The sequence below is a fragment of the Rhizobium sp. WYCCWR 11128 genome (assembly GCF_013416305.1).
GTDB classification, from domain to species: Bacteria; Pseudomonadota; Alphaproteobacteria; order Rhizobiales; family Rhizobiaceae; genus Rhizobium; species Rhizobium indicum.
In genome coordinates, this window is record NZ_JACCEZ010000013.1 from 43,804 (window position 1) to 70,178 (window position 26,375).

A 26,375-nucleotide genomic window follows, 5' to 3' on the forward strand; every position below is an offset into this window, starting at 1 on the left:
TAGTCCCTTTAAATTAGTGGTTCGCCGTCTCGCCGAGCACGGTCGCGAACTCCATCATGCGGCGGCGGCGAAGTGCCGCCTCCTCTCCGACTTGGAGGATGACGGATTCCGACAGGCAGTCGAGCAGCGCGATCAGCGGCGGAAGATTGTCGAGATCGGGGGCACGAGCGGGCGGCAGAGGCAGCATGACGTTCGACTGGTCCGCCATCCAGTCCGCTTGCTGCGGCGAAATGAGCACGACCTTATAGCCGTAGCGCCGCGCCGTTCTGGCAAGCAGCCGCGCCTTGGCGAAGCGGCGACAATCGATGATGACGAGCAGTGCGTCGTCGACCGCCAGCCGGGCGAAGAGTTCCGCAAAACGATTGTCGGCGGCGTCGAGCGTGCGCACGCCGTCGCGGGCTTGTGTCAGCCGCTGGCAGAAATGATTGGCCAGGCTTGCGAGCCGCGCATGCGTGGCGATCGACACTTCGCGGGCAGTGCTGATCAAGCCGACGGCTTCCGACCAGTGCGGCTGCGCCGTCAGATGATAGATATGATGGAGGGCCTGGATCTGTTCGGCAACCAGCACGGCCAGCGGTTTGCCCTCCGCGGCGTCGGCATGCAGCTCGCTCATGGCGCTCTGTAATTGCGCCGGCGATGTCGTCACGGTCTCGCGAATCTCCACCTTGACGCTGTCCAATCCCTGATAACCGAGCGAGCGCAGGAAGCGCCCGACGGTCATCGGCGAGAGATCCAGCCTGTCGGCAACGGACGCAGCCGTCTCGAACGGCAGGTCGTTCAGATGTTCGGTGAAATATTTCGCGATACGGCGCTCGGCCGGTGTGCCGGTTTTTGCGTATTGCCTGAGTTTTTGCACAAAGTCTTCCACGGCAGCCTCCCCATCTTCCTCAGAGGCGTTCCGTGGATGCGCTGTTGCGACCCCTTGTCTTTGCAACTATTTCGGAAGCTGCTTCTCAGGCCCGTGCGTATTTCATGTATGTCACAATATTATATTAGTATTTAGTTTTCGACAAGTTTTCTATTACTGAATGCAATTTTATTCTCTCTTGTCGGTGGCCCGCATCTTCCCTACATCTTCGGCGCAACCGGAGACGCCTGAGACATGATTCTTGACGCCGCTCGACTTTCGCTCGCCAATCTGTTCGCAACGGAAACACGCTCTGTCTTCTGGAAGGTGCTCGGCCTGACGGTTCTCGTGCTTGTCGGCCTCTGGTTCGCGCTGCGCGGGGCCTTCATGGCCTTTCTCTTTCCCTGGCTCACGAGCTTCTTTCCCGATATGCCGGATTGGGCGGGGTGGTTCGCTCTCATCTTCGCAATTTTTGCCGGTATCGGCCTTGCTCTCATGCTGGCGTTGCTGCTGTCGCCGGTGACGGCGCTGATTGCCGGTCTGTTTCTCGACGACGTCGCCGAGGTCATCGAAAAGCGCGACTATCCCAAGGACACGCCGGGCACCGCCATGCCGCTCGGTCCGGCGATGGCAAGCTCGATCAAGTTCCTCGGCGTGGTGATCCTCGGCAATATCGTGGCATTGCTGCTGCTGTTCATACCCGGCGTCAATCTGGTCGCGTTCTTTCTGGTGAACGGCTATCTGCTCGGACGGGAATTCTTCGAATTCGCCGCCATGCGCTTCCGTTCGCCGGATGAGGCGCGGCTCTTCCGCGCCAAGCATGCCTCCACCGTCTTTCTCGGCGGGCTGATGATCGCCCTTTTCCTGGCGATCCCGATCGTCAATCTTCTGACGCCGCTTTTTGCCGCCGGCATGATGGTGCATCTGCACAAGCTGGTTTCCGCACGAGACACCGGGTTGCGAGCCTGAGGCTCAAGCGGGCAGGGCGGAGGCGTCGTACATCGCCGCGAATTCGGCGCTCGGCGGGATCGGCTTGATGATGTCGATCAGCACGCCGTTCGGATCGGCGGTGATGAAATGCCGCTGGCCGAAATCCTCGTCGCGGATTTCTCTGAGAATTGGCAGGCCGGCGTTCCGGCAGGCTGTATAGATCGCATCGACATCGGCGACCTCGAAATTGAGGAGCAGGCCGGACACCCTGCCGCGGGCTATGGCCGGGATGGTCTCGTGGCTGCCGTCAAGGATGGCAAGCGCGATATGCTCCTCCTCTGCCGATTGCAGGTGAACATACCAATCGCTTTCGAACAGAGCTTTGAAGCCGAAATGCGTGCAATAGAAGCTGGCGGTGCCGGCAACGTCGTCGGTCATGATGACAGGGTAATAGCTCGTCGATTTCATCTCGTTTTCCTCCTTTTTTTGTTTACATGCAATGTGTATGTTTTTGTCTATTAACATACATTCTGTTTGTATGTAAAGAGGTATGCATGAGTCGCAGCAATCGCGAAAGAACGGAGCAGACGAGGCAGGCACTGATCGATGCCGGTCGAGGTCTCTTCGTCGAGAAAGGTTATGCCGAAACCGCGACGCCGGAGATCGTCACGGCGGCGGGAGTGACGCGTGGCGCGCTCTACCACCATTTTGAAGACAAGAAGGCGCTTTTTCGGGCGGTTATCGAATGCGAGGCGCGCGCGGTGGCCGCTGCGATCGAGGCGCGCTCGGCGTCCTACGGCGCGCCGCGTGCCATGCTGATCGCCGGTGCCTCGGCCTATTTCGATGCGATGATGGCGCCAGGGCGCACGCGGCTGCTGCTGATCGAGGCACCTGCCGTTCTCGGCCCGCTGGCGAGTGCGGCGATCGATGCAGAGAATGCGGAAGCGACGCTGAGGGCAGGGCTTGCAGCGATGCTTCCAGAGGCCGGCGCTATGCTCGAACCGCTGACGTCGCTGCTATCGGCGGCCTTCGATCGCGCGGCGATCGCAATCGAGGCGGGCGGTGAAAGGCGGCATTACGAGCAGGCGATCGCTGTCCTACTCGACGGCCTCGCCGATCATCTGCGGCGGTAGCTCGACCAGCGGCGCCGGCACATCCCAACTCTTCTCCGGCGATTTGCAGAGATCGGCGATGATACAGCGCTCGCATTCGGGCCGGCGTGCCTTGCAGGTATAGCGACCGTGCAGGATCAGCCAGTGATGGGCGTGATAGAGGTAATGGCTCGGGATCACCTTCATCAGCCGCGCCTCGACCTCGTCGGGCGTCTTGCCGGGGGCAAGCCTGATGCGATTGGCGATCCGGAAGATGTGCGTGTCGACAGCCATCGTCGCCTGGCCGAAGGCCATGGAAAGCACGACATTGGCGGTCTTGCGGCCGACGCCCGGCAATCTCACCAACTCGTCGCGCGTTTCCGGCACCTTGCCGCCGAATTGGTCGACCAGCATCTGCGAGAGCGCGATGACGTTTTTCGCCTTGTTGCGATAGAGGCCGATCGTCCTGATGTGATCGCGCAGCCGCTCCTCGCCGAGATCGAGCATCTTTTCCGGCGTATCGGCGATCCTGAAGAGCGCGCGCGTCGCCTTGTTGACGCCGACATCGGTCGCCTGCGCCGAAAGTGCCACGGCGACGACGAGTGTGAAGGGGTTGATATGCTCGAGCTCGCCCCTCGGTTCCGGCCGCTGCACCGAGAAGCGGCGGAAGATCTCCTCGCGCTCGGCCAGTGAATAGACCGTGCGCACCACAGCCGCCGGTTTGCGGCGGGCGATCACATTCGCGTCCTGAGGCATCTTGGTCACGGATTTGAGTTTCGGATTTGCCATGGAAACTCTATAATCGGCAGCCATGATGGAAAGCAACGCCGACAGCTTCAACGAGCAGCCTGTTTTCGCTGCCGAGCTCTTTCCCCACCGGTCGCTCGGCCGCCGGGGCTTCAAGGTGCTGCTTGCCCTATCCGGTGCCGTCTGCTTGCTTTACGGCACGTTCTTCATCGCGACGGGGGCTTGGCCGATCGGCTTGTTCTTCGGACTGGATTTCGTGCTTCTCTACGGCGCCTTTTGGCTGAATTACCGCTCCGGGAAAGCGCGCGAACAGGTGACGGTATCGCGCACGGACGTGTCGGTGCGCAAGTTTGCGCCCTCGGGACGGATGGTGGAGCATCATTTCAATCCGTTCTGGACGCGCTTCCTCGTTCGCCGGCACCACGAGATCGGCATCCTTTCCATGCATATCTTCGGCGAAGGCCGGCGCACGGATATCGGCTCCTTTCTCAATCCCGATGATCGCGAAAGCTTCGCCAAGGCCTTCAAGGGAGCGCTGGCGACGGTCAAGCAGCGGATCTGAACCTATCCGGCGGATGCGCAAGAATCGGGTGGTTTGCTCACCGCCTATTGACTATCTCCTGGTTACAAGGAGAAAGACGATGAATATGATTGCCAACCTGCAGACAGACATCACGCCTGACGGCCCTGATTATGACATTGTCCGTCGGGTGATCGAACTCATCACCGAGGATTACCGCGACCAGCCTTCACTGGAGGCGATCGCGGCGCGGCTCAACCAGTCGCCGACCCAGCTGCAGAAGACCTTCACCCGCTGGGCCGGGCTGTCGCCCAAAGGCTTCCTGCAGGCGGTGACGCTCGACCACGCCAAGCGGCTGCTGCGCAAGGAAGACATGCCGCTGCTCGAGACCTCGATTGAGGTCGGCCTCTCCGGGCCGAGCCGCCTGCACGATCTTTTCGTCACCCATGAGGCGATGTCGCCCGGCGAATGGAAGGCCAAGGGCGGTGGTCTCATCATCCGCTACGGCTTCCACATCTGCCCCTTCGGCGTGGCGCTGATCATGGTGACCGACCGCGGCCTTGCCGGCCTTGCCTTCAGCGATTCCGGCGACGAGCGGGCCTGCCTCGAGGATATGACCTGCCGCTGGCCGAACGCCGAATATGTCGAAGACCTGCAGGCGACGGTTCCCTATGCCGCCCGCATCTTCGAGCCCGGCAAATGGTCCTCCGATCAACCGCTGCGTGTCGTGCTGATCGGCACGGATTTCCAGGTGCGCGTCTGGCAGAGCCTGCTGAAAATCCCGTTCGGCAAGGCCGTCACCTATTCCGATATCGCCAACGATATCGGTCGGCCGACGGCGCAGCGCGCCGTGGGTGCGGCGGTCGGGGCAAACCCGATCTCCTTCGTGGTGCCTTGCCACCGGGCGCTTGGCAAGAACGGCGCGCTGACGGGCTACCATTGGGGCCTCACTCGCAAACGGGCGATGCTCGGCTGGGAATCGGCGCACGCCTGAATGAGGTTTCCTGGGCGGAGCGGCGGGTCGTTCGCCGCTTATCGCTCTGCCACTTCTCCCTGCTGTGGAGAAATGACAGACGGTGACGTCTCGGCCAGTTCCAATAACGCCCGTGCCGCACTTTCATCGGTGATCAGCGTGTTGCAGCCGATGCGCTTGATCGTCGCACGGATCGCCACGGCCCGATGGGCGCCACCGGAGGAGAGCACGATATGCTTCGCCTCTTTCAGCGTATCGAGATCGACGGACATCACGCGCCGATTGATCGAGTGGTCGACCGAATTGCCGTCCTTGTCGAGGAAGTTGAACATCGTGTCACAGACGCAGCCGGCATCGATCAGTTCCTGCAGCTCGGCCTTCGAGATCCAGCCCTCCGACAGCGAGGTCGAATGCGGGCCGATATCGCCGCAGCTGACGATCGCCAGATCGAGATTCTCGGCGAGGCGGTAGATCGTGTCCAGCCCGCATTTCTCGATCAGATTGCGCTTCGTCTCGACGGAGTCGACGAGAAGCGGCGCCAGGAACATGTAGCACTCGGCGCCGAGCTGATTTGCCAGCCGCCATGTGTAGTCGATCGGGTTCGTCTGATGCACGGCGACGATGCCGCCCAGCAGCGAGACGACCTTGCAATTGGCGCGGCGCGGCGGCCGGAAGCTCGACAGCGAAGCGGTCATGGTGCGGCCCCAGCCGACGCCGATGGTGTAATCGTCGGGGATGGCTTCGGAGAGGAACTGGCCAAGCGCCAGGCCGACATTTTTAGCCAGCGAATTGACGTCACCATTGACCGGCGCAGGGACGACGATCGCCTCATCGAGGCCATAGGCACGCTCCAGCTTCACCGAAAGTTCAACGCAGTCGCCGATCGAATCGTTGATCCAGATCTGGACTTCGCTGCGTTTCATCGCCTCGTCGAGCAAGCGGATCACGGTGGTGCGGCTGATGCCGAGCTGTTCGGCGACGTCCTTCTGGGTCAGGCCCTCGTTGTAATAGAGCCATGCCGCCCTTAGTCGTAGCGAGGATGCCTCCGAATAGGCCGTGTGCGTGCCGCGTTTGAGCTTGACCACATCTCCTCCGCACGATTTCCTGCCCTAGATCCCTGATAGGATGAAAGGCCTTAGCGACGCTTTTGTTGCTGGGGATAATGACGGGTGTGACACTTATGTCAATTGAAATGCACAAATGTCCTTGACTTTTCATAAGGCGAATGGCGATAGTCCGGGTGACACACGTCGTTCTTGTCCGTCCGAGGAGGACATAGTGCGGGCATGCCGAAAGTCACGACCGGCCTTCCAGCCGCAAGCGGCATCGCTTGCGTACGAACGGCCGTTCGTTCGCGGCCGGAACACGGCCACTGTCCTTCACGTTTATGAATCATCCGTGACGGATGCGCGCATTTTCGCCTGCAGCATGCAAACAACCTGTCGGTAGATCACCTTTGCCCGGCGGAACTCGCGCCGGTCGCAGCCCAAGTTCAACAAGGATTATTGACCATGACATCCAAGCTTGACCAACTTCGCGAGATTACCACCGTGGTCGCCGATACCGGCGACATCGAAGCCGTCGCCCGCCTGAAGCCGGTCGATTGCACGACGAACCCGAGCATCGTGCTTAAGGCTCTCGGCACGCCGATGTTTGCCGACGCCATCAAGGAAGCCGTCGCCTGGGGCAAGAAGCAGGGCGGTAATTCCGAAGCCGTTTCTTCCGCCGTCGCCGATCGTCTCGCCATCTCCGTCGGTGCAGCCCTGGTGAAGCTCGTTCCGGGCCGCGTCTCGACCGAAGTCGACGCCGATCTTTCCTTCGATACCGAGGCTTCGCTTGCCAAGGCGCGCGCCATCATCGCCGCCTACAAGGATCGCGGCATCGACCAGGACCGCATCCTGATCAAGCTCGCTTCCACCTGGGAGGGCATCCGCGCTGCGGAAGTGCTGCAGAAGGAAGGCATCGACTGCAACCTGACGCTTCTCTTCAGCAAGGCCCAGGCGATCGCTTGCGCCGACGCCAAAGTGTTCCTGATCTCGCCCTTCGTCGGCCGCATCCTCGACTGGTACAAGAAGTCGACCGGCAAGGACTACACTGCCGAGGAAGATCCGGGCGTTATCTCCGTCCGTGAAATCTACAACTACTACAAGGCGAACGACATCAAGACGATCGTCATGGGCGCCTCCTTCCGCAGCGCCGGCGAAATCGAAGCCCTTGCCGGCTGCGACCGCCTGACCATCAGCCCGAACCTGCTCGACGAGCTCGCCAAGGATGACGGCAAGCTGGAGCGCAAGCTCTCGCCGGAGAGCCGCAAGCCGGATCCGAAGGTCTCGGTCGACGAGAAGACCTTCCGCTGGATGATGAACGAAGACGCGATGGCGACGGAAAAACTCGCCGAAGGCATCCGCGCCTTCGCCAAGGATCTCGGAACGTTGCGCACCATGGTGCAGAAGGAACTGCAGCTCGCCGCCGCCTGATCAGGCGCGGCATACAATTAGAGCCTTTCCGGGTTAGATTGCAGCATTCTGTTGGCTCAAACGGAGTCGGCCGGTCGATCAGCCGGCCCGTTTCAGCCAACCCGAAGGGCCGGGCATCTTTCCGCCAGGATCAAAGGCGATCGGCTCGGACTTATCTTGGGGTATGCCCTTCGCCAATCGCCTTTGCCCTGACGAAAACCTGCTCCGGCAGAATGCTGCAATCTAACCCGGAAAGGCTCTAAAGGCGCGGCTGCCGGCTGGCAGGCGCGCCTTTTTCATGCTGTTATCAAGGGCATATGCTGTCGGAGACCGATATGGCGGATGAGGAACGGGCAAATTCGCTTGCGGCATTTGCCTACAAGCATGCGAGCTTCGTCATCGCCGTTGTTGCCGGACTGGTGGTCTTCTTGGCTCTCACCTCCCGCGAAGTCAGCGCCGGCAATATCTTGTTCGGCTGGAATGTCAGCGCCGGCGTTTTTGTCGCGCTCAGTTGGCGCAAGATGCTGCGGGCGACGGTTGAAAGCATCCGGAAACGCTCGGCGGATCTCGACTTCTCCGACACCGTCCTGCTGGCTCTGTCGATCGGTGCCGCACTTGCCAGCATTGCCGGGATCGGCCTCGAGCTTCATTCGATCAAGGAGGCGGCACCTGATGTCGCGCTGGCGCGGGCAGGTGTTGCGGTTCTGACGATCCTGATCTCCTGGATCTTCCTGCATACGCTCTTCACCATCCACTATGCCCATTATTTCTATGGCGGGGCGGACGAGGAGGGTGGCCTCAAGTTTCCCGACGGGATCGAAGAACCCGGCTACTGGGATTTCCTCTATTTCTCCTTCACCATCGGTGTTGCCGCACAGACGGCGGATGTCGCGGTCAGTTCGACCAGCATGCGCAAGCTGACGCTGCTGCATGCCGTGCTGTCGTTTCTGTTCAATACGACGATCCTGGCGCTTGCGATCAATGTCGGGGCGAGCCTGCTATAATGCATCTTGCCGAAGCGGGCTAACCACCTGCTCTTCAAACCGGAGGATATGATGGAAAGCGCCTCAAACCGGCCCCGATTGGCCGATCTCATTCTTCTCATCGGCAGGCTTCTGCTGTCGCTGATCTTCCTGCACGAAGCTTGGTCGCTCGCTGCAGATATCACGGCGACTTTCGACATTTTCGCAAAACTGGGGCTGTCGGCGCCGCTGGCGCTTGCCACCATTGCCCTTCAGATCGGCGCCGGCCTTTCGGTTGCGACAGGCTTTCTCAGCCGGCTTGGTGCATTGGCGCTGGCGCTCTTCTGCCTGGCGACTGCCATGCTCTTTCACACGAATTTAGCGAGCCAGAACGAACTGCTGCATTTCGAGAAGGACCTGGCGATTGCCGGCGGCATGTTCGTGCTGGCGGTTTCGGGTGCGGGATCGATATCGATCGACAAGCTGCTGAGAAAGCGAACGAGCAAAATGCCTCCCTGGCTCAGGGCGGTGTTGTCGTGAATGCCCCCGAAATTCGAAGGTCTTCGGCGCTGAATTTGATGAATTTCGCGGACGCTCCGTGGCGCAATAAAACCGAATAAAACCGAACAAACAGAAGCGTCGATGCGGGCTACACTTTTGGCGACAGGTCAGGAGTGTGCCAGTGATGTCTTCCGCGCAAAGCAATCAGCAAAAGCCAATTCTCGTCTTTCTCGGAGAAGACGCTGCCTGCGATATCGTCTGGAAATTGAATGAGAACGGATATGTCGCGGCGGCTGTGTCCTCGGTGCCGGAACTTTTCGACGCCTTGCGTTCGGACCGATATTTTCTGGCCGTAACGATGCGATCGGATATCGACATGGTCCGAAACATCAAGCCGATACTGGTCATCAATCTGGAGGTGTTCTTCCATACTGTCCAGTCGGCCACGAAGTCCGTCCGCTCCTCGAAGGAGTTCGACAGCGACGCATTTCTGAGAAGGATCGCGGCCCTCACGGAGTCAAGGACAGGCAGGATTAGTGCAGTCCGAAAAGATCCGGCCGCAAACGAGACAGTGATTGCAAGCACGGCGAAGGCATCCCGGTGGCGGGCCGCCACATCTCTTCTGTTAAGTCGCCGCGCCGCGCCCGGCGCAGAACGGGCCGATTAGACGTGGGCGCATTCTCATCCCCGACGGACCGGTCTTCACCCGGCTCAGATCCCCATGACCGCGCCCCGTCTCTCCGGCTGTCCACGCTGCGCAACGTTCCGGACGGATCCTATGGGCATCTTTCTGCCGGGTTTCGTCAGCTTGAAACCGTCGTTCCGAAACCAGAACTTCTTACTTGGTGCGGGTGTCTTTTGATCTTTCAGTTGCTCGGGGCAGCGTCAGCAAGCGGATATATCATCACGGCGTTATTCTTGCTCGTGGCGCTCGGTCGGTTCACCAGAAACATCCTCGATAGACTGACCGCACGGCTGCCGAAGCGCTCGGCATTGAAGCATTACACGACTGCGATCGTCTCTCTGGTGTTCTTTTGCCTGATCGTCGTTCGGATGTGTTTCATCGCCACCGTCATCATCGACAGCGCCATCCAAGGTGACCATGTGGAAGTCAGCGGTGACCTCGAAAGGCAGTTTTGACGGCGGACTCCGTGTCTGAAATCCCGCAACATATCTCAACATTATCGAATATAGCATTGCACGATACTTGATATCCTGAAGGCGGAGCCGTGTCGGTGCGGCGACAGATCGTGTGGTGGTGACAGGGGCCGAGGCCGCCTGACCGAGACACGGTGAAACGTGGTAATTTCGCGCCGAGAGACATCTTCCCGCTAGAGAACGAATGACGATGGCATATGAAATGGCAGTTCCGAATCAGGCTCATCTCCTCATCGTCGAAGACGATCCCGCCATCGCGGATATGCTGGTGGATCTTGTCCGAAGCAGCGGCTTCGAGGCCTCGTCGGTGGAAAGCGGCGCGGCTATGGATCGAATGATGGCGCGACAGCAATTCGATCTCATCGTCCTCGATGCGATGTTGCCGGGCGAGGACGGTTTTAGCATCTGCAGGCGGCTTCGTGCGTCGTGCTCGGTGCCAATCCTGATGCTGACGGCGCTCCAGGAGGATATCGACCGCATTCTCGGCCTGGAGCTCGGAGCCGACGACTACGTCACGAAACCATTCAATTCCCGCGAGCTGCTGGCCCGGATCAAGAGTATCCTTCGAAGAGCGTCATATGCTCATCATCAGGAGGAAGCACTTGGACCGATGATGTTTTCGGGTTGGCGCATCGATCCCAAAAGCCGTCAACTCCACGACGCGGACGGAGCGCAGGTTTCCATGACAACCGCGGAGTTCGATATCCTCCTGGCCTTCTGCTGTAATCCCAACAAGGTTTTGACGCGCGAACAGCTGTTATCGATGACACATGCCGGATCGGCGGGGCCGGTCGAGCGCAGCATCGACGCCCACATCAGCCGGGTCAGGCAAAAGATCGAACCAAATCTGAAAGATCCGACCTTCATAAAGACGGTGCGGCTGGGCGGTTATCTCTTCGCATCCAAGGTAGAGCGTCTCTCTTGAGAAATTTTCGGCAAGCTTCGATCCAAAACCAGATCCTCATATTGGCGACCTTCCTTGTCGTGCTCGTTTCCGTGGTGGCGACCGCCATGGAGCCCTATATCTACGGCCGTCATGATCGCGGGTTTCAAAACGGCCTGTTTGCTGCCAGAGCGGCGATGGTCGCGGAGCAATTTGCCCAGGCAGGTTCAGCGCAAGACGAAGTCACCGTTCTCAAGAGAGCAGCGGCACTCGGTGTTGGGGTCGAGAAATTGTCGCTGGAGCAGCCGTTTGCCGGCAAACAGCAGATGGTATCTCCCAGCGAATTGGTGGCGCGTATCAACACAATGCTCGCCGACAATATTTTTGCGGCATTTCATCGCTTCGTCATCGGTCAATCGCACCCGGATGTCCTGACTGTCAGAATTGACGACAAGCGTGCCCTCGTCTTTCAACTGCCGGTTTTTCCAAGCTATGTCTGGTTTGTTCCGGCAGCCGCGAGCGGGTTTTTGAAAATCGTCATCCCATTGGTGCTGCTTGCATATTTCAGCAGCTGGCTTATCACCGAACCTCTGAGGCACTTTGCCGTCGCTGCAAAGCGAGCGAGCATGGAAGGCAGTTGGGAAAAGCCTTTCGAACCGGACGGCGCAGCCGAGATTCGAAGTCTGGCGGAATCGCTGAACGTCATGAGCGATCGAATTCAGAGCATGGCGGAGGATCGAACAAGAATGCTGAGTGGCGTGGGTCATGATCTCAGGACGCCGCTGACGAGATTGCGGATGCGTGCCGAGCGTTCCGGCGAGCCCGAGCTTCGCAGCCTGATGCTGGCTGATATCGCCACCTTGAGTTTCATGATCGACGAGTGCCTGGCCTTTTTCAAAGACGCATCCACTGCGGAGACGGATCGAAAGGTCGATATCTCAAGCCTGCTGCAGACGATTGCGACAGACTTCTCCGACATGGGCGTCGATGCGAGTTTCACCGGTCCGCGGCGACTGGCCTTTGTCTGCAAACCTCAGGCCCTGACGCGGGCAATTACCAATCTGGTCGACAATGCGTCTCGTTATGCAAAGCAAGTCGAAATCGATCTGCAAGAGAGCGACGATGGCGGGATCAAAATATCGGTGGGCGACAACGGCCCTGGTTTGACCGACGAGGCCAAGGCGAAAGTTCTGGAGCCGTTCTTCAAGGTGGACAAATCCCGCCAAATCGGTGCCAAAGGCGGTTCCGGGCTTGGGCTTGGTCTTCCGATAGCCAAAGGAATTGTCACCAAAGCGCACAACGGACAATTGACGTTACTGGACAGGAAGCCAACCGGCTTGGTCGTCGTAATCGATCTTCCCGCGCCTCACGGGATCCAGCCCGGAGGCTCGCCGTCGATCCCTTCGTCACATTGACTTACTGCCCGTCGTGGCGTCGTCACGCATCGCGCTGCCTTCGCAGCAAAAGATGGCTCGCGAACATTTCCGCATATCATAGCAAACACAGCAACATTCGAATTCCATAAAACCGGTGCCAGCAGATCCTATGCCATTCGGCATTTCCAAAGCTGGAGCCAAGTCCTTGATAAAAAATTTGAAAATCGGCGCCGCACTGATGCTCGCCTGTTCGAGCCTTGCCGCATGCACGACCCCTGACCCCACGGTTTATTCCGGACTTGCTTCGGCATCGCAGCTCCAGCCGAACACTGAGGATAGAACCGGCCGCGTGCCGTATCGCTATCAGACGAAAGTCAACTGGAGCCAGTACAACCGGATCATTGTCGATCCCGTTACCGTCTATAACGGTCCTGACAGTCAGTTTGGCAAGGTCTCTGAAAAAGACAAAGCATTCCTTGCCAATTACATGCAGGGTCAATTCACGGAAAAATTGAAGACGCGCTTTGCTGTCGTCAGCACAACCGCTCCGGCAACTCTCAGATTGCATCTGACGCTGACGGGCGCCAAGGCAACGACTGCGGTCCTCGGAACGGTCACGCGCATCGACGTCGCAGGCGGATTGTACAACACCGTCCAGGCCGCTCGCGGCAGAGAAGGTTCGATGACCGGTTCGGTGAATTATGCCGTGGAGATCTATGATGCTGCGAGCAATCGTCTCCTGTCTTCCTATGTCACCAAGCAATATCCCAATGCGATGAATATCGGCGCCAGCTTCACGGCGATGGATGCCTCCATGGTGGGCGTCCGTAAAGGTGCCGATGCTCTGCTAGCCGAGTTGAAATAGGCGATAGGAGCAAAGGGGCTGTGGCGACCACAGACGGAGAGGGCCGCAAGCGCAAGGCACAGCGGCCCCCGCGACCGCTCACAGGATCGCCTGGCCGGCCATCAGCGCAAGGACAAGGAAGATCAGGAAGATCACCAGCGCGATGCCGAAGAGAACGCGTGCAATCGTCGCAGTCGCTGCGGAGACGCCTGAGAAACCGAAGAAGCCGGCGATGATTGAAATCACGAAAAATATCAGAGCCCATTTCAGCATGACATCATCCTTTGCGTTTGCTTGGGAAAGACGCGGTAACCGGGAAAATGTTCCAGGTCGTTTGAATGGAATGGCGATCTCCGGGGAGCACCCTCCCGGTGCTACCGATGGGCATTGCGTCGAATTTCCTACCCTTGCCTTTTCGTCTGTCAGCCGTGATTGATCATCACGTGGCGTACGGCGGTGTAGTCCTCCAGCGCGTAGACCGACATGTCCTTGCCGTAGCCGGACTGTTTGAGGCCGCCATGCGGCATCTCATTGGTGAGCATGAAATGTGTGTTGATCCAGGTGCAGCCATATTGCAGGCGGGCGGCTGTCTTCATGCCGCGGCCGATATCTTTGGTCCAGACGGAGGAGGCCAGGCCGTAGTCGCTATCGTTTGCCCAGGCAACGGCTTCGTCGGCATCGGTAAAGCGGGTGACGGAGACGACCGGGCCGAAGACCTCGCGGCGGACGATCTCATCGTCCTGCAGGGCGCCCGCGATGACAGTCGGCGTGAAGAAGAAGCCCTTGTCGCCGGAAACCTCGCCGCCGGCGGTGATCTCCATGTGCTTGTGTTCGGAAGCGCGGGCGACGAAGCTTTCGACGCGGTCGCGCTGGCGCCTGGAGATCAGCGGACCGATCTCATTTTCGGTATCGTCGGGCTGGTTGAAGCGGATGCTCGAGACGGCCGAGGAGAGATCGGCGACGAAATTGTCGTAGACCCTGGCATCGGCATAGATGCGGCAGGCGGCGGTGCAGTCTTGACCGGCATTGTAATAGCCGAAGGTGCGGATGCCTGCGACGACCGCATCAATATCGGCATCGTCGAAGACGATGACCGGGGCCTTGCCGCCGAGTTCCAGGTGGGTGCGCTTGACCGTCTTGGCCGCGGCCTGCAGCACCTTCTTGCCGGTGGCGATATCGCCGGTGATCGAGACCATGCCGATCTTGGCGTGATTGATCAGGGCGTTGCCGACACTTTCACCACGGCCGAGGATGACGTTGACGACGCCTTCGGGAAGGATTTCGGAGAGCAGCTTCGCCATCTTCAGCGACGTCAGCGGCGTCTGCTCCGAAGGCTTGAAGACGACGGTATTGCCGCCGGCGATCGCCGGCGCCAGCTTCCAGGCCATCATCATCAGCGGATAGTTCCACGGCGCGATCGAGCCGACGATGCCGATCGGATCGCGGCGGATCATCGAGGTGTGGCCGGGCAGATATTCGCCCGCCGCCGGTGTGTGCAGGTTGCGCACGGCGCCGGCGAAGAAGCGATAACAATCGACGATCGCCGGGATCTCGTCGTTCAGCACGGCATTGATCGGCTTGCCGCAGTTCAAAGCCTCCAATGTAGCAAAGCCTGTGGCGTCCTTCTCGATCGCATCGGCGATCTTCAATAGGTAGCCGGAACGTTCGCCCGGCGTCGTCTGCGACCAGCTTGTGAAGGCTTTTTCGGCGGCATCGACAGCGGCGTCGACCTGGGAGAGCGAGGCTTCGGCAAGGTCGATCACCGTCTCGCCCGTCTTCGGGTTCAAGATGTGCTCTTCCGTCTCCGTGCCTCTTTCGAAGCGGGAACCGATCAGCATTTGGATATCCATGATGTTCTCCCTTTTATTTGCCAGCGCCGGCGATCTGGTCGCCATCGCGGGTGAGGTAATAGGCTGCCAGGATCGGCAGGAAGGTGACGAGCACCACGACCATGGCGACCACATTGGTGACGGGGCGCTGGCGCGGGCGGATGAGTTCTTCGAGCATCCAGATCGGCAAGGTCGATTGCTGGCCGCCGGTGAAGGTGGTGACGATGACCTCGTCGAAAGACAGCGCGAAGGCAAGCATGCCGCCGGCCAGAAGGGCGGTCCCGATATTCGGCAGGATGACATGGCGGAAGGTCTGAAAGCCGTCGGCGCCGAGATCCATCGAGGCCTCGATCAGTGAGCCGGAGGTGCGGCGGAAGCGGGCGACCGCATTGTTGTAGACGACGACCACGCAGAAAGTGGCGTGGCCGAGCACGATCGTCCAGACCGAAAAGGGGATGTCGAACAGGCTGAAGGCGGAGCGGAGCGCAATGCCGGTGATGATGCCGGGAAGGGCGATCGGCAGGATGACCAGCAGCGAGATCGCCTCGCGGCCGAAGAACTTCGTCTGGCTGACGGCTGCGGCACAGAGCGTGCCGAGGACCAGCGCGATCGCCGTGGCGATGACGGCGACCTGCACGGAAAGGCTGAGTGCTGACCAGACGTCCGGCCGGTTCCAGGCGACGGCAAACCATTGCAGCGTCAGCCCGGGCGGCGGCCATTGATAGCTCTTCTCCTCCGTCGTGAAGGCGTAGACGAAGATCAGCAGGATCGGCAGGTGCAGGAAGAGCAGCCCGATGGCAGCGGCGATCTTCAGGGGCAGCGGCGATCTCTTGAGGTCAGAGCGCATCGAACGCCCCCAATTTCCTGGCGAGCGACAAATAAAGTGCCATGATGACGATCGGCACGACGGAGAAGGCGGCGGCGAGCGGCACATTGCCGGCCGTTCCCTGCTGGGCATAAACCGCCTGGCCGATGAAGAGCCTGGACGAGCCGATGATCTGCGGGATGATGTAATCACCCAATGTCAGTGAGAAGGTGAAGATCGAGCCAGCGACGATGCCGGGGAGCGCCAAGGGCAGGAGCACGGTGCGGAAGGTCTGGCGCGGCGTGGCGCCGAGATCCGCCGAGGCCTCGATCAGGTTGCCGGGCACACGCTCGAGGGCCGCCTGTGTCGGCAGGATCATGTAGGGAAGCCAGATATAGACGAAGACGATGAAGGTGCCGAGGTAACTCACCGAAAGCGAATTGCCGCCGATGACGGGCAGGTTCAGGGTCGCGTCAAGCAGCCAGGCGAGATGGAGCTTCTCGAAGATCCAGGTGAGGATGCCTTCCTTGGCGAGGATCAGCTTCCAGGCGTAGATCTTGACGAGATAGCTCGACCAGAGCGGCAGCATGACGCCGAGATAGAAGAGCGCCTTCCATTTGCCTTGCGCATAACGCGCCGCATAGTAAGCGATCGGGAAGCCGATCAGAGCGGCAGCGAGCGTGACCAGCGCCGACATGACGAGGGTGCGGATGATGATGTCGAAATTCGCAGGATTCAGCAGCTGGGCATAGGTCGACAGGGTGAATTCGGTATTCACCAGCCCGGAGAAGTCGTCGATCGAGAAGAAGCTCTGCAGAAGCAGGGCTATCAGTGAACCGATATAGATGATGCCGAGCCAGAGCAGCGGCGGCGTCAGCATCAGGAAGAGCAGCAGCTTCGGGTGCCGCCAGAAGGCATCCGACAGTTGGCCGAAGAAACCGCCACGCCCCGGAAGGATCGATGTCTTGCCGCCTGTGATGGTGAGCGCCGTCATGCCGCATCATCCATGTAGTGGATATCGGCCGGTTGCCAGGCAAGGCGGATACCGGCGCCGACATCCGGCACCGGCGCGCCCGCCGGCAGCATGACATGCAGCCGGCTGCCCTTGAGATCGACGCTGAGACGCGTGGCGGCGCCGAGGAAACTTGCATTTTCGACTTTTGCCTCGACGCCGTCGCTTGCCAGCCGGATCGCCTCGGGGCGCAGGCTCGCCCAGCGTTTCTCGCCGCCGAGCAAGGCCATCAGCTCAGGCGCGATGACGTTCGACGAGCCGACGAAATCGGCAACGAAGCGGGTCTTCGGGCAGCGGTAGATATCCTGCGGCGTGCCTTGCTGGACGATGTTGCCATCGTTGAAGACGGCGACGCGGTCGGCCATGGACAGCGCCTCGCCTTGATCGTGGGTAACGAAGACGAAGGTGATGCCGAGCGCGCGCTGCAGGCTCTTCAATTCTTCCTGCATCTGCTCGCGCAGCTTCAGGTCGAGCGCACCGAGCGGCTCATCGAGCAGCAGCACTTTCGGTTTGTTGACGAGCGCGCGGGCGAGCGCCACGCGCTGCCGCTGGCCGCCGGACAGTTGGCCGGGGCGGCGGGCGCCGTAGCCCGGCAGCTTGACGAGCTCGAGGGCATCGCCTGCCGCCTTCATCCGCTCCACCTTGCCGACGCCCTTGACCATCAGCCCATAGGCAACATTGTCGAGGATATTCAGATGCGGAAAGAGCGCGTAGTCCTGGAACACGGTGTTGACGTTGCGGCGATAGGGCGGAACGCCGTCAGCCGTCTCGCCGAAGATCTGGATATGGCCCGCGGTCGGCTGTTCGAAGCCGGCGATCAATCGCAGGCACGTCGTCTTGCCCGAGCCGGATGGCCCGAGCATGGCAAAGAATTCGCCGGGCGCGATCTCGAGATCGACGCCGTCGACGGCGCGAACCTGGCCGAAATGGCGCGACACCTGCTGGAAACGGACGGCTGACGTCATTGGGGGGCTCCGGCTTCTTTGCTTTTCGAGAGGCTGCGGTCTTGGGTTTATGCGACCCCGCCCCAAACCCCTCCCCACGAGGGGGAGGGGCTTAACCTGCCGTACCCATTTGCAAATACCTTGGTGTTTCGGCAGGATTCGACGGTGCCATTCAAGGCCCTCCCTTGTGGGAAGGCGTTGGGGAGGGACTTTACCCAAGTGGACCGGCCCGGTTCACCGTCCGCCGATCACGCCAATATAATCCGACACCCAGCGATGGTACGGCACGCACTCGCTCTGTGTCGTGCATTTGGCGACCGGGGTCTTCCAGAACTTGATCTTGTCGAAGTGATCGAAGCCGTTGGTGGCGCAGCCGCTATCGCCCATCAGCTCGTTGCCCTTGCAGGCGGCGGGAACCGAGGGCACGGCGCCGAACCAGGCGGCGGCGTCGCCCTGGACCTTGGCCTTCAGCGAATGTTCCATCCACATATAGGCGCAGTTCGGATGTTCGCTGTCGACATGCAGCATGGTGGTGTCGGCCCAGCCGGTGACGCCTTCATCCGGGAAAGTGGAGGCGATCTTCTGCTTGTCGGCCTGCAGCAGGTTCACCTGGAAAGGCCAGGAGCCGGAGGCGACGACGCCTTCGTTCTTGAAGTCGTCGATCTGGATCATTGCATCGTGCCAGTAGCGGGAGACGAGCTTGCGCTGGCCGCGCAACAAGTCGAGGGCGGCCTTGTACTGGTCCTCGTTCAGCTCGTAGGGATCCTTGATGCCGAGATCCGGCTTGTGGGCCATCAGATACATGGCGGCATCGGCGATGTAGATCGCGCCGTCATAGGCCTGGACGCGGCCCTTGTTCGACTTGCCGTCGGGCAGCGTCTGCTCCTCGAAGACGACGTTCCAGCTGGTCGGCGCCTTGTCCTTGAAGGCATCGGTATTGTACATCAGCACGTTCGGCCCCCAGAGATAGGGCACGCCGTAATGCACGCCGCCGACCGTATACCACGGGCCGTTCTGCAGGCGCTCGTCGACGGTCTTGAAGCTCGGGATCAGATCGGTGTTGATCGGCTGGACACGCTTGCCGGCGATGAGGCGGAGCGAGGCGTCGCCCGATGCCGTGACGAGATCGAAGCCACCCTCGTTCATCAGCGACACCATTTCATCCGAGGTGGCGGCGGTCTTGACGGAAACTTTGCAGCCGCTCTCCTTTTCGAAATCGGTGACCCAGTCGTAGTTCTTGTCGGTTTCGCCGCGTTCGATATAGCCGGCCCAGGCGACGATGCTGACCGCACCTTCGCCTTTGCCCAAGGCCTTCAGCGGTTCAGCGGCGATTCCCTGCGTTGCGAAGCTCAGGCAGGCGAGCGCTGCCGTGCAGGATTTCAACAGATTCGTCATCATCCGTCTCCCGGTTTGCCACTTCTGTGGCGGTTTGTTCCCGGATGAAAAGGTGACGCGAAAAAGCCGCTTTCGCAAATTCATTTATCAGAAAGACGGTATCGGAAATTCCGATATCAGCGGATACGCCCGGATCTTAAGCTCTCGGCGATACCGACGAAATCGCGCGCCGCCTGCGGCAGGCTGGAGCCCTTGCGCCAGACCATGCCGACCTGGACGACGGGCAGCGACCCCGAGACGTCGCGGCTCTCGATGCGGTCGCCTTCCAGCGACCATGGTCGGTAGACGAGATCGGGAAGCAGGGCTACGCCGGCGCCTGTTGCCACCAGGCTGCGCACCGCCTCCACCGAGCGGGTGCGGAAGGCGACATGCGGGCGGGCGCCGAGCGCTGAGAGCAGCTTGCCAGTATTCTCCTCGATTTCGTCGACCGTCAGCATGATCAGCGGTTCGCGGGCGATGTCGGCGACCGAGATGATGTCGGCCGACACCAGCGGATGGCCCATCGGCAGCCATAGTCGATAGGGCGAGGTTTCGAGGATTTCCGCCTGCAGCGCCATGCGGTCGCGCAGGTTTGATATCACCATGACGGCAACATCAAGTTCGCCGCCGACCAGGAGATGTTCGAGGTAACCGCCATTGTCCTCGATGGCGCTGACCTCGATGCCCGGACAGGCGCGCCGGTATCGCGCCAGGAGATCGGAGAGCACATAGCCGGCGACAAGCGAGGTGACGCCGATGTTCAATGTGCCGGAGAGGGCGCTTTGTTGGCCGGAAAAGCTGGTCCGTGCATCGGAGACGGAGGCCAGGATCTTCGTCGCATGACGTAAGAACTGGTGGCCGTTATGGGTGATTGTCAGGCCGCGCGGATGGCGCTCGAAGAGCGCGACGCCGAGGTCGGTTTCGAGCTCCTTCAGCGCTTCCGTCACCGAGGATTGCGAGATCGAAAGGTTCTGTGCGGCTCGCGTCACCGAACCCTGTTCGGCGACGGCGACAAAATATTGAACCTGGCGAAGCGTGAAGGCCATGGGGTTTTAGAGCATGGCGGAACGGGCCGTGGCAAGCGGTCGGAAAAAGCGGACCTTTTTTGGTATTTTCCTAAAATGGAGCGGGCTTCGCATGCCCACTTAAACTTTCGGAAACGTCATTTCCTTAGCTTTCTCAGCACTTGTCCTGCGTTGGAGTTTCAGATGGCGGAGCAGTTGGCGTGAAGGCCTTACTGCGCATATTCCGGCCTTCCCGGAAATTGGCAATCATCATTGGCGGAGTCGCTCTTCTCATGGGCGTGTCCGGCGGTGCCGCGGTCTATGTCGGCAAGGACAGGCTGATCGGTGCAACTGGTGGTGGCTACGGGCTCGAATGCAGTGACGTCAACCTGGTGACGATCCGCAAGCAGGATCATGTCTGGGTGCGCAAATATATCAAGACCGAACCGACCGACGGGATGACGCGGGTCAAGACCGCGCTTCGTGTCGCTCAGGCGGTTTATGCCGCGCAGAAGCCGGATCTGGTGCAGGTGGTGGTGCTCGACGAAAACGGACCGACGATGCGCGCCGATATTCGCGGCCGGGCGATCGGCGCCGATGTCGTCTATATCCCGCATCCCGACAAGACCGTTCCGGGCCTCGACGACAAGTCCTATACAGCGCGCTACTACGACGGCAAGGCCAGCGAAAACGGGCTGTTCTTCGGCGAGCGGATAGAGATGCCGTTCGACGAGATCGCCATGATCAGTGCCGCTTTCAAGGATCCCGAGGATTGCGTCGACCCGGTCGCGGTTGCTTCCACAAAGGGTGAGGGCAAGGCAGCAGCTGGCGGACACGGCGCAGCGCCGGAGACCAAGGAACCGTCTGGTCAGGAGCAGGCTGCCAAGGATGCAGCCGCTCCCGCAGAAAAACCGCCGGCCAAGAGCGGGCACTAAACCCAAAAAATCAGGCGGCAGGCCTGATATTTTCCCTTATCAGCGAGGCGTCGCGCGCCGGCGGCTGGCCGAAGAAGCGTGCATATTCCCTGGTGAATTGCGAGGCGCTCTCGTAGCCCACCGAGTAGGCGACCGAGGAGGCGTTTCCTGATTGGGAAATCAGAAGCTGGCGGGCCTGCAGCAGGCGGATACGCTTCTGGAACTGGATCGGGCTCATCGCCGTCACAGCCTTGAAATGGCGATGAAAAGCCGAGACACTCATGGAAGTGAGGGCGGCGAGTTTTTCGACCTCGACCGCTTCGGCATAGTGCTCGCGAACCCAGCGAATGGCGAGCCGTATCCGCGACAGGGCGCTATCGGGTGCTGCGATATCGCGCAGCATCCGGCCCTGCGGTCCCTGCAGCACGCGATAGAGGATTTCGCGTTCGTAGGCCGGGGCAAGGGCAGGGATATCCTGCGGGCGCTCCATGAGTTGCAGCATCCGCAGCCAGGCACCCAGAAGTTCCGGCGTCATGCGACAGACGGAATAGCCGCCGCTTTGTCCCTCCTGGTAGGATTGCGGCGGAAGATCCAGGAGAAGCGCTGCGACCCTTGCCGGATCGAGCGATAGGCTGACGCCGATATAGGGCCGGTCGGGACCTGCCTGCTGCACCATGCCCGTCGCCGGCACATCGATCGATATCACGAAGTAGCTCGCTGGATCGTAATAATAGTCCTGCCCGGCAATCGTCAGCGTCTTGCTGCCATCAAGAATGAGGTTGACCATTGGCTCATAAACGGCGCCGAGCTTGTGTTCGGGGATCTCCCCCTTGACCATCAGTATGCCGGGTATGCCGGTTTCCGTCGGGCGGTTCTCAGCGTGGGCCGTCAAGCGGCGCATCTCTTCGAGCATTGTTTGCATGCCGAAATCCTGACCCAGCAAGTGACACGGCGCAAGGCAAAAGCAGGAATAGGCAAGAACGAGGCAGTTTCCGGCGGAGTGCAGGCCGGCTGTTTCCCATAGCTTCCGGCCATCGAAGCAAAGGAGACAGAGATGAAAATCGCAATCATTACCGGCGGCAGCCGTGGCATTGGTCAATCGGCAGCGCAGGAATGCGCAAGGCGCGGCATGGGTGTCATTCTCACCTATAACAGCCACAAACCAGGTGCGGATGAAGTCATCGCCGCGATCAAGGCAGAAGGCGGTCAGGCCGTTGCGCTTGCCCTCGATGTCGGTGATGCCGACAGCTTTCCGGCCTTCGTGGCGGAGGTTAAAAGGCTGCTTTCCACTTACTGGGGCCGGGATACATTCGATTGCCTCGTCAACAATGCCGGTTTCGGCATGTTCAATCTTATGGAGACGGTGACGACGGACCAGTTCGACGCTCTGATGAATGTCCACCTGAAAGGGCCGTTCTTCCTGACGCAGGCCTTGCTGCCGCTGATGGTCGATGGCGGCGTGATCCTCAATGTAACGAGCGCTTCCGTTCGCGTCGCAACAGCAGGTGTTGCACCCTATGCAGCCCTCAAGTCCGGACTTGAGACGTTGACCCGCTATCAGGCGAAGGAGTTCGGCGATCGCAGGATCCGCGCCAATGCTATCTCGCCCGGTCCTATCCGCACCAATCTTGCCGACGCTGCACTGGACAAGAACCCGGAGTTCGCCGCGTTGCTTGCCTCACAGACGGCTCTCGGCCGTATCGGCGAAGCCGAGGATGTCGGCCGCGTCATCGCCATGCTCGCGTCCGACGACGGCGCATGGATCAATGCGCAGACGATCGAGGTCGCCGGCGGCTACATGATCTGAGTGTGGTGACGAGCGCGATCATGACACAAGCCAACGAAATAACGTCATTCCGGTTGAAGGGCCGGCTGACAGTGTCTTGGTCCATCGGCTCGGTTTTTCACCAGTCTGCCTAAAACAAAACGGAGCGTCCTTTCGGGCGCTCCGTTTTTCATTTAAAGAATGTTGTTCTCAGTCGGTTTTGCTGCGGCGGGCCGGGAAGAGGATGACGTCGCGGATCGACGGCGCATTGGTCAGAAGCATGATGAGACGGTCGACGCCGATGCCGAGGCCACCTGCCGGCGGCATGCCCTGGTCGATCGCGTCGAGGAATTCCTCGTCCAGCTGCTTTTCCTTTTCGCCGCGGGCATGCGCCTGTTCGAGCTGCTCGACCATGCGGCGGCGCTGCTCTTCGGGATCGTTGAGTTCCGAGAAGGCGTTGCCGAGTTCCCAGGCATTGCAATAGGTCTCGAAACGCTCGACCAGGCGCGGCTCGCCCGGCACTTCCTTGGCGAAAGGCGAAATATCCTTCGGGAAATGCGTAACGTGCGAGGGTTGGATCAGCGTCTGCTCGACCTTCTCTTCGAAGATGAAGGCGAGGCATTCACCCCAGGTCCAATCCTTCTCGACCGCGAAGCCGGCAGCCTTGGCGGCGGCGCGGGCCTCTTCATCCGTCTTGATGGCCCGGAAGTCGATACCAGTCGCTTCCTTGACGGCGTCCGGCATCGGCACGCGCTTGAACGGGCCCTTGAAGGACATGGTCTTGTCGCCGAAGGGAAATTCCGTCGTGCCGTGAATGGAAAGCGCCAAGCTTTCGAACAGCCGCTCGACGAGGTCCATGATGTCCTCGTAGTCGGCATAGGCCCAGTAACACTCCATCATGGTGAATTCCGGATTGTGCCGGGTGGAAACGCCCTCGTTACGGAAGTTCCGGTTGATCTCGAAGACCTTGTCGGTCAGCCCCGAGACCAGCGTGCGCTTCAGGAACAGTTCCGGCGCGATGCGCAGGTACATGTCGAGCTTCAGCGTGTTGTGATGCGTCTTGAACGGCTCGGCGGTGGCGCCGCCATAGACCGAATGCAGCATCGGTGTCTCGACTTCCATGAAGCCGTCATTTTCCATGAAGCGGCGGATACCGGAGAGGATCTTCGAGCGCTGCTGGAAGCGGAGCTTCGAATCCTCGTTGGTCATGATGTCGAGATGGCGCTTGCGATAGCGCAGCTCGATGTCGGAGAGGCCATGCCACTTTTCCGGCATCGGCAGCAGCGACTTGGTCAGCATCTCGATCTTCTGGGCATTGATCGTCAATTCGCCGCGCTTGGTGCGGCGTACGATGCCGGTGACGCCGATGATGTCGCCGATGTCGATCATCGGCAGCAGCGCACGGGCTTCTTCCGGGGTCGTGTCCTTGTGACTGAAAATCTGGATCTTGCCGCCGGCATCGTGGATGTCCATGAACATGCCAGAGTTGCGCGACGAGTATACGCGGCCGGCGACAGTGACGACATCCTGCGTCTCGACGTCAGGTTCCAGATTCTCGTACTTCGCGATGAGCTCGGCATTGGTCATCGTGCGGTGGAAATGCGCCGGATAGACCTCGCCGACCTGCTCGCGCAGCAGCTTCAGCTTCTGAGCGCGCACTTCCGTCGCGTCGGAGGAAAGGGTGTTTTCAGTCTTGTTGTCAGCCATTGTCGAAATCCTCTGACTGTTCTTACTTCGAGCCGACGAGGGCGGCGACCGCCTGCGAGGCGAGCTTCAGGCGCTGACGCACGACCGACCGGCCGAGGATTGCCATGGAATCGAAGAGCGGCAGCGAGCGCGACGAGCCGGACACGGCGACGAAGAGCGGCGAGACCACGACCTTCAGCTTCTTGCCCATGCGGTCGGCGATCGCGCGCAGCTCCGCCTCGATCGTCTCGACGTTCCATTCCAGGATCTTTTCGAGATCCGGCTGAACGGTGTTGAGGATCTCCAGGATCTCTTCCGGCGGCGACTTGATCTTGGCGAAGTCGGAAGGCTGCAGGCCAAGATCGGACTTCAGCAGGAAGCCGGCAAGATCGGGCAACTCGCCGAGCTTGGAAATGCGTGTCTGCGATAGGCGCAGACCTTCCTTCAGGCGGTCGTTTTCCATCGCCCAGGTCAGCACACGCACCTGGAATTCCTCCTCGGAGAGCTTCTCGCGGATCCAGCGGCCGTTCAGCCAGTCGAGCTTTTGAATGTCGAAGATCGCACCGGCCTTGGAGAGGTTTGCCGGGTCGAACTTCTCGGAGAGCTCGTCCATCGTCAGGAGCTCTTCGCCCTCGGCGATCTGGATGAAGAACAGGCCGAGGAAGTTCATCAGCGCTTCCGGGATATAGCCGAGCGCGGAGTAATAGGAGATCGAGGTCGGGTTCTTGCGCTTCGACAGCTTCGACTTGTCGGCATTGCGCATCAGCGACAGATGCATGAAGACCGGCTGATCCCAGTCGAAATAGCGATAAAGCAGGATGTGCTTCGGCACCGAAGCCAGCCATTCCTCGCCGCGCGCCACATGGGTGATCTTCATCAGATGGTCGTCGATGACGTTGGCCATGTGATAGGTCGGCATGCCGTCGGCCTTGACGAGCACCTGCATGTCGACCGAATCCCACGGAATGGAGACATCGCCGTAGACGCCGTCCGTGAAGTCGCAGGAGCCTTCGGCCGGGATCTTCATGCGGATGACGGTCGTCTCGCCGGCGGCCATACGCGAGGTGACTTCCTCGGCCGCAAGATTCAGGCAGAGACCATCGTACTTCGGCGGCTTGCCGGCGGCGCGCTGGGTTTCGCGCATCTGCTCCAGCCGCGCGGGTGTGCAGAAACAGCGGAAGGCATGGCCCTTGTCCAGCAATTCCTGCCCGTAAGGCTGGTACATTTCCTTGCGGTCGGACTGGCGATAGGGGCCGTAGGGGCCGCCGATATCAGGGCCTTCCTTCCATTCCAGCCCGCACCATTTCAGGGCGTCCAACACCTTCGATTCGAATTCCGGGGTCGAGCGCGTCGCATCGGTATCCTCGATGCGCAGGATGAACTCGCCGCCATGCTTCTTGGCAAAAAGGTAGTTGAAAAGAGCGATGTAAGCGGTGCCGACATGCGGCTCGCCGGTCGGCGAGGGAGCGATGCGGACGCGGACGCCGGTAGCTGTCCCGGAAACTGTCATTGTGTGTGCCCGTCAATGAATGCCGGACGGCTTTCATGGGAAAGCGACGCACGGCCGGAAGGATGCAGATAGCTTCATCGGCAAACCGGCCGGAAAAAGGGCATGCGCCCGCACTATCCGCCGATCGTCCGTTCGGCTGGCCTTAGGCCATATTCAACCGGGCGCGTCAAGAAAAACACGCCAGGAATGGCCTGATGGCAATGCGTGAGGGCGCGCCGGTTCCGCCGCGCCCTCCAGCCCAAGC

At 60.3% G+C, this 26,375-nt stretch carries 28 protein-coding genes; 14 read left to right on the forward strand and 14 right to left on the reverse strand.

Annotation, left to right across the window (positions count from 1 at the left end; all coding sequences use genetic code 11):
- Window positions 1–13 precede the first annotated feature (13 nt).
- Window positions 14–868: a MurR/RpiR family transcriptional regulator gene (locus tag HX898_RS28655; RefSeq protein ID WP_003543085.1), complete on the reverse strand. Its 855-nt coding sequence runs from the start codon at window positions 866–868 to the stop codon at window positions 14–16.
- Between the two features lie 234 nt (window positions 869–1,102).
- On the opposite strand from HX898_RS28655, the gene HX898_RS28660 reads away from it, so the two are divergent.
- Window positions 1,103–1,816: a sulfate transporter family protein gene (locus tag HX898_RS28660; RefSeq protein WP_138390622.1), complete on the forward strand. Its 714-nt coding sequence runs from the start codon at window positions 1,103–1,105 to the stop codon at window positions 1,814–1,816.
- A gap of 3 nt (window positions 1,817–1,819) precedes the next feature.
- On the opposite strand, the gene HX898_RS28665 is transcribed toward HX898_RS28660, so the two are convergent.
- Window positions 1,820–2,245: a VOC family protein gene (locus HX898_RS28665; RefSeq protein WP_138333201.1), complete on the reverse strand. Its 426-nt coding sequence runs from the start codon at window positions 2,243–2,245 to the stop codon at window positions 1,820–1,822.
- A gap of 86 nt (window positions 2,246–2,331) precedes the next feature.
- On the opposite strand from HX898_RS28665, the gene HX898_RS28670 reads away from it, so the two are divergent.
- Window positions 2,332–2,910 (forward strand): TetR family transcriptional regulator, encoded by a 579-nt coding sequence (locus HX898_RS28670; RefSeq protein ID WP_138333203.1) that lies wholly within the window; start codon window positions 2,332–2,334, stop codon window positions 2,908–2,910.
- On the opposite strand, the gene nth is transcribed toward HX898_RS28670, so the two are convergent.
- Window positions 2,875–3,681, reverse strand: a complete 807-nt coding sequence (gene nth, locus HX898_RS28675) for an endonuclease III (protein ID WP_171600697.1) — start codon at window positions 3,679–3,681, stop codon at window positions 2,875–2,877. The two genes, HX898_RS28670 and nth, sit on opposite strands and share 36 nt — an antisense overlap.
- On the opposite strand from nth, the gene HX898_RS28680 reads away from it, so the two are divergent.
- Both HX898_RS28680 and HX898_RS28685 read left to right on the forward strand, forming a co-directional pair.
- Complete coding sequence (locus tag HX898_RS28680; protein ID WP_138333207.1) at window positions 3,680–4,177, forward strand: DUF2244 domain-containing protein; 498 nt, start codon at window positions 3,680–3,682, stop codon at window positions 4,175–4,177. The two genes, nth and HX898_RS28680, sit on opposite strands and share 2 nt — an antisense overlap.
- 79 nt (window positions 4,178–4,256) lie before the next feature.
- Window positions 4,257–5,129, forward strand: a complete 873-nt coding sequence (locus tag HX898_RS28685) for a bifunctional helix-turn-helix domain-containing protein/methylated-DNA--[protein]-cysteine S-methyltransferase (RefSeq protein WP_168310108.1) — start codon at window positions 4,257–4,259, stop codon at window positions 5,127–5,129.
- A gap of 38 nt (window positions 5,130–5,167) precedes the next feature.
- Here HX898_RS28685 and HX898_RS28690 read toward each other — a convergent pair whose 3' ends face one another.
- Complete coding sequence (locus HX898_RS28690; RefSeq protein ID WP_180196419.1) at window positions 5,168–6,193, reverse strand: sugar-binding transcriptional regulator; 1,026 nt, start codon at window positions 6,191–6,193, stop codon at window positions 5,168–5,170.
- 426 nt (window positions 6,194–6,619) lie between these two features.
- Here HX898_RS28690 and tal point away from each other — a divergent pair, with 426 nt between their 5' ends.
- From tal to HX898_RS28730, 8 genes are all read left to right on the forward strand, one after another.
- On the forward strand, window positions 6,620–7,585 hold the full coding sequence (gene tal, locus HX898_RS28695) for a transaldolase (RefSeq protein ID WP_129419033.1): 966 nt from the start codon (window positions 6,620–6,622) through the stop codon (window positions 7,583–7,585).
- Window positions 7,586–7,899: 314 nt separating this feature from the next.
- A complete protein-coding gene (locus HX898_RS28700) occupies window positions 7,900–8,568 on the forward strand; it encodes a DUF1345 domain-containing protein (RefSeq protein ID WP_171600696.1) in 669 nt (222 codons plus the stop codon).
- Window positions 8,569–8,616: 48 nt separating this feature from the next.
- Window positions 8,617–9,066: a DoxX family protein gene (locus tag HX898_RS28705; protein WP_180196420.1), complete on the forward strand. Its 450-nt coding sequence runs from the start codon at window positions 8,617–8,619 to the stop codon at window positions 9,064–9,066.
- A gap of 136 nt (window positions 9,067–9,202) precedes the next feature.
- On the forward strand, window positions 9,203–9,694 hold the full coding sequence (locus HX898_RS28710; protein WP_180196421.1) for a hypothetical protein: 492 nt from the start codon (window positions 9,203–9,205) through the stop codon (window positions 9,692–9,694).
- 194 nt (window positions 9,695–9,888) lie between these two features.
- Entirely contained in the window at window positions 9,889–10,167 is a 279-nt protein-coding gene (locus HX898_RS33575; RefSeq protein WP_180196448.1) for a hypothetical protein, read from the forward strand.
- A 202-nt stretch (window positions 10,168–10,369) separates the two neighbouring features.
- Window positions 10,370–11,110, forward strand: a complete 741-nt coding sequence (locus HX898_RS28720) for a response regulator transcription factor (protein ID WP_138333219.1) — start codon at window positions 10,370–10,372, stop codon at window positions 11,108–11,110.
- Complete coding sequence (locus HX898_RS28725) at window positions 11,107–12,483, forward strand: HAMP domain-containing sensor histidine kinase (protein WP_138333221.1); 1,377 nt, start codon at window positions 11,107–11,109, stop codon at window positions 12,481–12,483. Before HX898_RS28720 ends, HX898_RS28725 begins: the two co-directional genes overlap by 4 nt.
- A 166-nt stretch (window positions 12,484–12,649) precedes the next feature.
- Entirely contained in the window at window positions 12,650–13,309 is a 660-nt protein-coding gene (locus tag HX898_RS28730) for a DUF3313 domain-containing protein (RefSeq protein ID WP_210259077.1), read from the forward strand.
- 78 nt (window positions 13,310–13,387) lie between these two features.
- Here HX898_RS28730 and HX898_RS28735 read toward each other — a convergent pair whose 3' ends face one another.
- From HX898_RS28735 to HX898_RS28765, 7 genes are all read right to left on the reverse strand, one after another.
- Window positions 13,388–13,561: a DUF1328 domain-containing protein gene (locus tag HX898_RS28735; protein WP_003552965.1), complete on the reverse strand. Its 174-nt coding sequence runs from the start codon at window positions 13,559–13,561 to the stop codon at window positions 13,388–13,390.
- A 149-nt stretch (window positions 13,562–13,710) separates the two neighbouring features.
- A complete protein-coding gene (locus tag HX898_RS28740; RefSeq protein WP_138333223.1) occupies window positions 13,711–15,138 on the reverse strand; it encodes a gamma-aminobutyraldehyde dehydrogenase in 1,428 nt (475 codons plus the stop codon).
- Between the two features lie 13 nt (window positions 15,139–15,151).
- A complete protein-coding gene (locus HX898_RS28745) occupies window positions 15,152–15,964 on the reverse strand; it encodes an ABC transporter permease (RefSeq protein ID WP_138333225.1) in 813 nt (270 codons plus the stop codon).
- Entirely contained in the window at window positions 15,954–16,916 is a 963-nt protein-coding gene (locus HX898_RS28750; protein WP_062943981.1) for an ABC transporter permease, read from the reverse strand. The genes HX898_RS28745 and HX898_RS28750 overlap by 11 nt, the downstream gene beginning before the upstream one ends.
- On the reverse strand, window positions 16,913–17,899 hold the full coding sequence (locus HX898_RS28755; protein ID WP_138390616.1) for an ABC transporter ATP-binding protein: 987 nt from the start codon (window positions 17,897–17,899) through the stop codon (window positions 16,913–16,915). The genes HX898_RS28750 and HX898_RS28755 overlap by 4 nt, the downstream gene beginning before the upstream one ends.
- Before the next feature lie 213 nt (window positions 17,900–18,112).
- Window positions 18,113–19,273, reverse strand: coding sequence for an ABC transporter substrate-binding protein (locus HX898_RS28760; protein WP_138333229.1), 1,161 nt, complete (start codon window positions 19,271–19,273; stop codon window positions 18,113–18,115).
- A gap of 116 nt (window positions 19,274–19,389) precedes the next feature.
- Window positions 19,390–20,298, reverse strand: a complete 909-nt coding sequence (locus tag HX898_RS28765) for a LysR family transcriptional regulator (protein ID WP_017995223.1) — start codon at window positions 20,296–20,298, stop codon at window positions 19,390–19,392.
- 179 nt (window positions 20,299–20,477) lie between these two features.
- Between HX898_RS28765 and HX898_RS28770 the strand changes: the two genes are divergently transcribed.
- Window positions 20,478–21,191: a hypothetical protein gene (locus HX898_RS28770; protein ID WP_180196422.1), complete on the forward strand. Its 714-nt coding sequence runs from the start codon at window positions 20,478–20,480 to the stop codon at window positions 21,189–21,191.
- Window positions 21,192–21,201: 10 nt separating this feature from the next.
- Here the strand turns inward: HX898_RS28770 and HX898_RS28775 are convergent, their stop codons facing one another.
- A complete protein-coding gene (locus tag HX898_RS28775; protein WP_180196423.1) occupies window positions 21,202–22,092 on the reverse strand; it encodes an AraC family transcriptional regulator in 891 nt (296 codons plus the stop codon).
- 132 nt (window positions 22,093–22,224) lie between these two features.
- Between HX898_RS28775 and HX898_RS28780 the strand changes: the two genes are divergently transcribed.
- Window positions 22,225–22,977, forward strand: a complete 753-nt coding sequence (locus tag HX898_RS28780) for an SDR family oxidoreductase (RefSeq protein WP_180196424.1) — start codon at window positions 22,225–22,227, stop codon at window positions 22,975–22,977.
- Between the two features lie 168 nt (window positions 22,978–23,145).
- Here the strand turns inward: HX898_RS28780 and lysS are convergent, their stop codons facing one another.
- Both lysS and gltX read right to left on the reverse strand, forming a co-directional pair.
- The gene (gene lysS, locus HX898_RS28785; protein WP_138390611.1) at window positions 23,146–24,642 is read right to left on the reverse strand and encodes a lysine--tRNA ligase; all 1,497 of its coding nucleotides are present in this window, start codon (window positions 24,640–24,642) and stop codon (window positions 23,146–23,148) included.
- 22 nt (window positions 24,643–24,664) lie between these two features.
- On the reverse strand, window positions 24,665–26,131 hold the full coding sequence (gene gltX, locus HX898_RS28790; RefSeq protein ID WP_180196425.1) for a glutamate--tRNA ligase: 1,467 nt from the start codon (window positions 26,129–26,131) through the stop codon (window positions 24,665–24,667).
- Between the last annotated feature and the right edge of the window lie 244 nt (window positions 26,132–26,375).